4 protein-coding genes are annotated in these 8,177 nt (G+C 66.3%); 2 read left to right on the forward strand and 2 right to left on the reverse strand.

Features of this window, described 5'->3' with window-relative positions; translation table 11 throughout:
• Together fdnG and KA711_17980 are read right to left on the reverse strand one after the other, a co-directional pair.
• A complete protein-coding gene (gene fdnG, locus KA711_17975; GenBank protein MCM0610850.1) occupies positions 1 to 3,141 on the reverse strand; it encodes a formate dehydrogenase-N subunit alpha in 3,141 nt (1,046 codons plus the stop codon).
• Between the two features lie 726 nt (positions 3,142 to 3,867).
• Positions 3,868 to 5,112 (reverse strand): GAF domain-containing protein, encoded by a 1,245-nt coding sequence (locus tag KA711_17980; protein ID MCM0610851.1) that lies wholly within the window; start codon positions 5,110 to 5,112, stop codon positions 3,868 to 3,870.
• A gap of 157 nt (positions 5,113 to 5,269) precedes the next feature.
• Here KA711_17980 and KA711_17985 point away from each other — a divergent pair, with 157 nt between their 5' ends.
• Complete coding sequence (locus KA711_17985) at positions 5,270 to 7,402, forward strand: PQQ-dependent dehydrogenase, methanol/ethanol family (GenBank protein MCM0610852.1); 2,133 nt, start codon at positions 5,270 to 5,272, stop codon at positions 7,400 to 7,402.
• Between the two features lie 433 nt (positions 7,403 to 7,835).
• Complete coding sequence (locus KA711_17990) at positions 7,836 to 8,075, forward strand: hypothetical protein (GenBank protein MCM0610853.1); 240 nt, start codon at positions 7,836 to 7,838, stop codon at positions 8,073 to 8,075.
• The last annotated feature ends 102 nt before the right edge of the window (positions 8,076 to 8,177 follow it).

The raw sequence follows: 8,177 nt of genomic DNA on the forward strand, positions 1-8,177 counted from the left end.
TCAGGCCACCTTCTCGATGTTGACCAGGAACGCCTTGAACTCCGGCGTCTGCGAGTTGGCGTCGCCGACAAAGGGGGTCAGTGCATTGGCCAGGTAGCCGTTCTGCGTCACGCCCTTGAAGCCCCAGTGGATGGGGATGCCCACGTGGTGGACTTTCTTGCCGTTCACGTCCATGGCCTTCATGCGCTTGGTCACCACGCAGGCCGCCAGGATCTCGCCTCGATTGCTGCGGACCTTGACCATGTTGCCCTGCTTGATGCCTTTTTCCTTGGCCAGGTCTTCACCGATTTCGATGAAGGGCGCCGGCTGCACGACGGCGTTGCTCGTCGAATGCTTGGTCCAGAAATGCAGGTGCTCGGTCAAGCGGTAGGTGGTGGCCGCGTACGGGAACTCCTCCTTCTTGCCAAAGGCTTCCAGGTCACCCTTGTAGACACGCGCGGCGGGGTTGCTCACGGCCTTGGGGTTGGTGGGGCACATCAGGTTGACGCCCACAGGGTTCTCGAAAGGCTCGTAGTGCTCGGGGAACGGGCCTTCGTTCATGCCCACGGCGTACAGCCTGGCCACGCCTTCGGGGTTCATGATGAAGGCGCCCACGTTCTGGTCGGGCGCGGCGTCGGGGCGCATGTCGGGCACGTCGGCACCGCCTGCCCAGCTCTTGCCGTTCCAGGCCAGGTACCTGCGGCTCGGATCCCAGGGCTTGCCGTCCTTGTCCGCGCTGGCGCGGTTGTAGAGGATGCGGCGGTTGGCCGGCCACGAGAAGCCCCAGCCCGGGAACACGCCCAGGCCCGTGGGGTCGGCGGTGTCGCGCCGTGCGGTGAGGTTGCCCGTGGGGCCCCAGCAGCCGGAATAGATCCAGTTGCCGCAGCTGGTGCTGCCGTCGTCGCGCAGCATGGCAAAGCCTGGCAACTGGTCGCCGGCCCTGACCAACGGCACTGGCGGCGGCGCGTTGGGTGCCGGCGGCGGCACCGGAATGGGCTTGCCCTTGGCGTCCAGCTTCGGCGGTGCGGGCAGCGCAAACACATCGGCCAATGCCCTGCCGTTGATCTCGCGCAGGACCTCGCCCGGCTGGGGCACGTTGGCGTTGATGTAGGGCCAGGCCAGCGCCGCGATGGGCTCAGGCAGTGTGCCGCCGTCCTTGGCGTACATGCCACGCAGCTTGACGAAGAGGCGCGCCATGATCTCGCTGTCGGTCTTGGCTTCGCCCGGCGGGTCGACGGCCTTTTCCTTCCAGTTGATCACGCGGCTGCTGTTGGTGAAGGTGCCGGTCTCTTCGGCAAAGCAGCTGGTGGGGAAGCGGAAGACCTCGGTCGCGATCTTCGCCGGGTCCACGTCGTTCAGCGGGCCGAAATTCTTCCAGAACTCGCTGGTCTCGGTCTCCAGCGGGTCCATCACCACCAGGTACTTCAGCTTGGCCATGGCGGCCGACAGCTTCTTCTTGTTGGGCACCGCCGCCAGCGGGTTGAAGCCCTGCACGAGAAAGCCGTTGACCTTGCCCTGGTGCATGCGCTCGAAGATGGCCATGATGTCGTAGGCCGTGTCGCGCTTCGGAATCCAGTCGTAGGCGAACTGGTTGTCCGCCGTGGCCTTGTCCCCGTAGTAGGCCTTCATCAGGCTGGTGTGCCACTTGGGAAAGTTCTGCGTGAAGGCCATCTGACCCGGACGCAGCGGCTTGCCGGTGCGCGCCGTCAGGTAGGTCTCACGGTCGACGTCCGCATCGGTGGGTGCACTCAGGTATCCCGACAACACTTCGGAGTAGGCACACATGTCGGTGATGCCCTGCACGTTGGCGTGGCCGCGCAGCGCGTTGACGCCACCGCCCGGCCGGCCCATGTTGCCCAGCAGCAGCTGGATCATGGCCATGGTGCGGATGTTCTGGCTGCCCACCGTGTGCTGGGTCCAGCCGAGCGCATAGCAGATCGTCATCACCTTGTCGACCGCCGAGGTCTCACCCAGCATTTGCGCGATCTTCAGGAACTGGTCCTTGGGCGTGCCGGTGATGCTGCTGACCAGTTCAGGCGTGTAGCGCGAGAAGTGCTTCTTCATCTGCTGGTACACGCACAGCGGGTCCTGCAGGCTGTCGTCGACCTTGACGAAGCCGTCTTCGCCCACCTGGTAGCCCCAACTCGCCTTGTTGTACGAACGCTTGGTCTCGTCGTAACCGCTGAAAAAGCCGTTGTCGTACTTGTATTCCGGCTTCACCAGGAAGGTGATGTCGGTGTTGAGCTTGGCGTAGTCGAGGTGGATCTTGTTGTTGGACAACAGGTAGTTGATGACACCGGCCAGGAAGGCGATGTCGGTGCCCACGCGGATGGGCGCATAGACGTCGGCCACCGCGGCGCTGCGCGTGAAGCGCGGGTCGACCACGATGAGCTTGGCCTTGCGCGTCTGCATGGCCTCGGTCACCCACTTGAAACCACAGGGGTGCGCTTCTGCGGCATTGCCGCCCATGATGAGTACGAGATCGGTATTCTTGATGTCGTTCCAAGAATTCGTCATCGCTCCACGTCCAAACGTCGGGCCCAGACTGGACACCGTCGGTGCGTGTCAGATACGCGCTTGTGTATCGAGTGCAACCATCCCCAGGCCACGCGCCGTCTTCACGGTGATGTAGCCCGATTCATTGGAAGACGCCGAAGACACCAGCAGTGCGGTGGTGTTCCAGCGGTTGACGGTGACGGACTTGCCGTCCTTCTCGACCGTCTTCACCAGGTTGGCGTCACGGTCGGCCTTCATGTGCTTGGCCACGCGGGTGAGCGCGTCTTCCCAAGACAGGCGCTTCCAGTCGGCAGCGCCGGCTTCACGCACCTGCGGGTAGAGCACACGGTTCTTGGACTGGATCATGTCCATCACACCGGCGCCCTTGGGGCACAGCGTGCCGCGGTTGACCGGGTGGTCGGGGTCGCCTTCGATGTGGATGATGGTCGACTTGACGTTCTTCGCCTTGTCGCCCAGCGTGTACATCACCAAGCCGCAGCTGACCGAGCAGTACGGGCACGTGCTGCGGGTTTCAGTTGTGCGGGCCAGCTTGAAGCTTCGCGTTTCGGCCAGCGCGGCCGTGGGTGAAAAACCCAACGCGACGAGGCTGGATCCGACCAGCCCCGCTCCACTGACCCGGAGGAAGCTTCTCCGGTTCATGTCCATCGTGCGTACTCCTGTTTGAGCCAAGGGTGACCCATTCCGAGATGCCTGCTACACGGCAGAGCGCCTAGACATTTGAACGTATTCGATGAGGATTCGCCTTGGTCTAAATGCCTATGAACGAATACGCATAAGACGCCCTCCTTGCGTGGTTGGGTCGGGCCGACTTTCTGTGCTGTACTCAGGGAAGACGGGCACTGCGGGGTGTCTGGCGGACCTGGCGCACTGGCAGGCCGAGTGCGACAAACTGTCGCTGGGTTTGGTTGTGTCTCGTTGATGACGTGGCTGCACTGTCAAGTGGCTACGTCAGTTTCATGACGCTGTGTCCGTCGCTGCCGCGGCGGGACCAGTCCCCGGACGCCGAGATGGCGGGCCACTTCAACGCGCGAGCTGCGGCCGTTCCGCGAGGCGCCGCAACGGCGGCTGCAGGGCAGGGCGCTTGGAAGGGTGGCGAGTTGAATGAGTGCTCACGCAGCGGCCAGAGTGGGTCTCAAGGCAGCCGAGGCCGACAGCGGCGCTGTCACGCTGGCACAACGCCTTGACTCCGCTGCCAGACTCAACAACCACCGGCGCTGACCGTGGCCAGACGGGCTGGTTGGGCGCGGTGCCGACGGTGTGCCGGAGTTCGTCGAAGCTCCGGCGCCAGCTGACGAAGCGATGCCTATGGTTTCCGCGGGCGCCAGGGCCAGCGCGGGGCCGGCCAACAGCGCTGCGACCAGGGCCGCCAGCCTAAGCGCCGCTGCCTTCTGCTTGCGGATCGCGGGCTGCAGCCAGCCGGCGGTAGAGAAGGCCGCGCGACACGCCCAACTCGCGCGCCGCACGGGAGACGTTGCCTCCGTTGCGCGCCAGCGCCTGCAGCACGAGGCGCTGGTCGTGTTCGGCCAGCGTGGGCGCGGTGTTCGGTGTGGGCACAGGAGTCGCTGCCGGGGTTGATGCCTCGGCGACTGGCGGCGCCAGCGTGGGTGCAGGCGCAGCTGGCGCGCGGCGGCCGTCGCTTTCGTCGCTGCTTTGGCCGGGTGCCATCTGCAGCCGCGCACGCAGCCACACCTCCAGGCCGTTGGCCAGATGCAGCGCCTGTGGGCCACGCGGGCCAGCGCTGGCCATCAACGTAGGCAAGCCGTGGCCAAACACCTCGGCGGCAGGGCGGCCTCGCGGCTCGGTGTCACCCAGCAGGCTGCGCGCGGCGCGGTTGGCCCAGGCCACGCGGCCTTGCGGGTCGATGCCGGCCAGCGCTTGCAGCGGCGTGCCGAGCAGGCGCGGGTCGGCCTGGAAATGCAGCACGAGCGTGTCGCCGTCGGGTTCGGCCAGCAACGCGTCTTCGATGCTGCTGGCGTACAGGCCCACGAGCGCCGCGGCGTCAAAGGCGAAGCTGTGGCCTTCGGTGGAGAGATCGAGCACGCCGGCCAGCCGGCCGTGGCGGTCGTGGATGGGGGCGGCCGCGCAACTCAGGCGGCCGCAGAGATCGAAGAAGTGTTCTTCGCGCGTCACCGTCACGGCCTGGCCCGTCCGCAGCACCAGGCCTGGCGCGGTGGTGCCTACCGCGTCTTCGCTCAGGTTCACGCCCAGGCGGCTGGCCAGTCCGAGCACCGGCTCAGTTTCGCCGGGTACCGGCGAGCTGTGAACCACCAGGCCTTCGCCGTCGCAGAGAAAGGTGCGCACGCCGGTGTGGGCCAGCGTGGCCTGCAGGCGTTCCAAGGCCGGGCGCGCGGCTTGCAGCAGCGGGCGGCTGCGCTGCAGCGCACCGTGCCGGCGTGAGGGTGTGACGGGATCGAAAGCCAGCCGTTCGCCGGGCCGGCGGTGCGCCACCAAGCAGCGCTGCCAGCTCTGGATGATGGGTTCGCCCACCAGACCCGTCGGCCGCTGGCCGTCGACAAACAGGCGCTCGCGCGCCAATGCAGCGCGCTGCGGCGCCGTGGCGAAAAAAGCCTGCTCGGGCAGCGCCAGGGCAGTGCGGGCGGGGGGCGGGCGGTGCATGCGCGGCAGTTTGTGCCGGGACGGAACAGCCGCTCATCCGGGAAAGCCCGTTGTTCCCGCGCCGTCGCCGGCGCGAGAAGCTGCGCGCCAGCCACACGGTGGCGCCGGGCTCGGCCGCACCTGGGCGCGGTTCCAGAACAAGCACAGGAGACCACACATGAAGACCTCTCTCCGCTACGCGGCGGCCCTGGCCCTCGGTGTCGCCGCCATCGGGCTGGCCCCGGCCTGGGCCCAGACCACCAAGCCGGCGGCCACGGCCGCCAAGGGCTCGGCCGCCCACATCAAGGCCGTGACCACGCGCGTGGACACCGGCTTCATCCGCGCCAACGCACGCACCACCGTCGACTGGCCCAGCTACGGCCTTGACCACGCCGAGACGCGCTTCTCGCGCCTGACGCAGATCACCACCGCCAACGTCGGCAAGCTGGGCCTGGCCTGGAGCTACAACCTGGAGAGCACACGCGGTGTGGAGGCCACGCCGGTGGTGGTGGACGGCATCATGTACGTGACTGCCAGCTGGAGCATCGTGCACGCCATCGACGTGCGCACGGGCCAGCGCCTCTGGAGCTTCGACCCGCAGGTCGACCGTGGCTACGGCTACAAGGGCTGCTGCGATGTGGTCAACCGCGGCGTGGCCGTCTACCAGGGCAAGGTGTTCGTGGCCAGCTACGACGGCCGCCTCATCGCGCTGGACGCGGCCACCGGGGCCAAGACCTGGGAGGTGGACACCATCATCGACCGCAAGTTCAGCTACACCATCACCGGCGCGCCGCGCGTCTACAAGGGCAAGGTCATCATCGGCAACGGCGGCGCCGAGTACGGCGTGCGCGGCTACATCACGGCGTACGACGCCAGCAGCGGCAAGCAGCAGTGGCGCTGGTTCACGGTGCCGGGCGACCCGAGCAAGCCCTTCGAAGACGAGAGCATGGCCAAGGCCGCCAAGACCTGGGACCCTGCGGGCAAGTACTGGGAAGCCGGCGGCGGCGGCACGGCCTGGGACACCATGGCCTTCGACCCCGAACTCAACCTGATGTACGTGGGCACCGGCAACGGCAGCCCCTGGGCGCACAAGAAGCGCAGCCCGGCCGGCGGCGACAACCTGTACCTGGCCAGCCTGGTGGCGCTGAACCCCGACACCGGCAAGTACGTCTGGCATTACCAGCAGACGCCGGGCGACAACTGGGACTTCACGTCGACGCAGCCGATGATCCTGGCCGACCTGAAGATCGCCGGCAAGAACCGCAAGGTGATCCTGCACGCGCCAAAGAATGGCTTCTTCTTCGTGGTCGACCGCAAGAGCGGCGAGTTCATCTCGGCGAAGAACTTCGTCGATGTCAACTGGGCCACGGGTTATGACGCCAAGGGCCGGCCCATCGAGACCGACATCGCGCGGGTGGCCGACCGCCCACGCGAGATCATTCCCAGCGCTTATGGCGCACGCAACTGGCACTCGATGAGCTTCAACCCGCAGACCGGGCTGGTGTACATGCCGGTGCAGAACGTGCCCGTCACGCTGCTGGACAACAAGGCCTGGAAGTTCAACGCCGCCAGCCCGCTCGAGCCGCACAGCAACCTGGGCTGGAACCTGGGCATGTTTGCCAACGCCGAGCCGCCCAAGAGCGCGCCCTTCGGCCGCCTGCTGGCCTGGGACCCTGTGAACCAGCGCGAGGCCTGGCGGGTGGAGAACGTCTCACCGTGGAACGGCGGCACGCTCACCACGGCGGGCAACCTGGTCTTCCAAGGCACGGCCGACGGCCGCTTCATCGCGTATGACGCCCGCGACGGCAAGAAGCTCTGGGAAACGCCCACCGGCACCGGCGTCATCGCCGCACCCAGCACCTACATGGTGGACGGCAAGCAGTACGTGAGCATCGCGGTGGGCTGGGGCGGCGTCTACGGCCACACCACGCGCCACACCGATCGCAAGGGCCCGGGCACGGTCTACACCTTCGTCATCGACGGCCAGGCCAAGGCGCCCGAGTTCGTGGCCTACCGCCTGGGCGAGCTGGTGCAGGGCGTGGCCTACGACAAGAACCACGTGGCAGACGGCACGGCGCTCTACGTCAGCAACTGCGTCTTCTGCCACGGCGTGCCGGGCGTGGACCGCGGCGGCAACATCCCCAACCTGGGCTACTCGGCGCAGGCGGTGATTGCCAATCTCGACAAGTACATGTTCGGTGCGTTGGCCAGGAACGGCATGCCCGATTTCACCGGCAAGCTGCAGCGGGCCGACGTGGAGAAGCTCAAGGCCTTCATCCAGGGAACGGCGGACGCCATACGGCCCAAGTGAGGACTTGAGTGAGGGCCGAAGTGAGGTCACAGCGCTGAGCCAGGCGCGCAGCTGCTGTTGCAGCCGCCCACGCTCCTAGGAGCGTGGTTGGCCACGGTCAACGGCCATGTGAGTGGTTCACTGATGGGTCGCTGGGCGCCCGAACCAGGCTCGGCACTGACAAGACCACCGGCTTCCTGCCTGTCACGACCGACCTCTGACCGATTCCGGATGCAAGCGCGCTGCGCCGGTAGCGGACTTTGGCTGCCAGCGAATCTGGCTCGATACCCAAGTCCAGGATCGAGCGTGGCGCCACCGCAATTCACTGAGCAGCTGAAGACGACCACCATCCCATCGATTCGGGTCGGGCCCGACTTTCGAGCTGAAGTCGAGGCTGCGCAGACTGAGGGCGAGACGCTCCCCCGGTTCGTCGAAGCCTCGGTGCGTGCCCGTGTTGAGCGCCGTCGCATGCAGACCGATTTCGTCGCGCGCCGAGATGCGGGAACTGGTCATTCATTTCGGACGAACTGGCTACCTGGCGCTGTGCGAGATCGAGGACCACTCCAGCGTCGCCGTGCTGGCCGTGGTGCACCCGCTGGCCGAAGTGCACAAGGAAGGGCCTCAGGAGAGTCGCCAGAGGTCAGAACATGAACACATGGGCGGACAAGCGCTGTTGACACTTTGCCGACACTGAGGGAAAAACCAAAAAGGCCTAGAAGCCGAAGCTCCTAAGCCTTTGATTTGCAAAGAATTTTTGGCTCCCCGACCTGGGCTCGAACCAGGGACCTACGGATTA

The sequence above is a fragment of the Ideonella sp. WA131b genome, from assembly GCA_023657425.1.
In the GTDB taxonomy this organism is placed as follows: Bacteria; Pseudomonadota; Gammaproteobacteria; order Burkholderiales; family Burkholderiaceae_C; genus Rubrivivax.

Bases quoted from the DNA above. Each gene is read 5' to 3' on its own strand.
- KA711_17985 (MCM0610852.1), top strand. From the start codon at position 5,270: ATGAAGACCTCTCTCCGCTACGCGGCGGCCCTGGCCCTCGGTGTCGCC.
- KA711_17980 (MCM0610851.1), bottom strand. From the start codon at position 5,112: ATGCACCGCCCGCCCCCCGCCCGCACTGCCCTGGCGCTGCCCGAGCAG.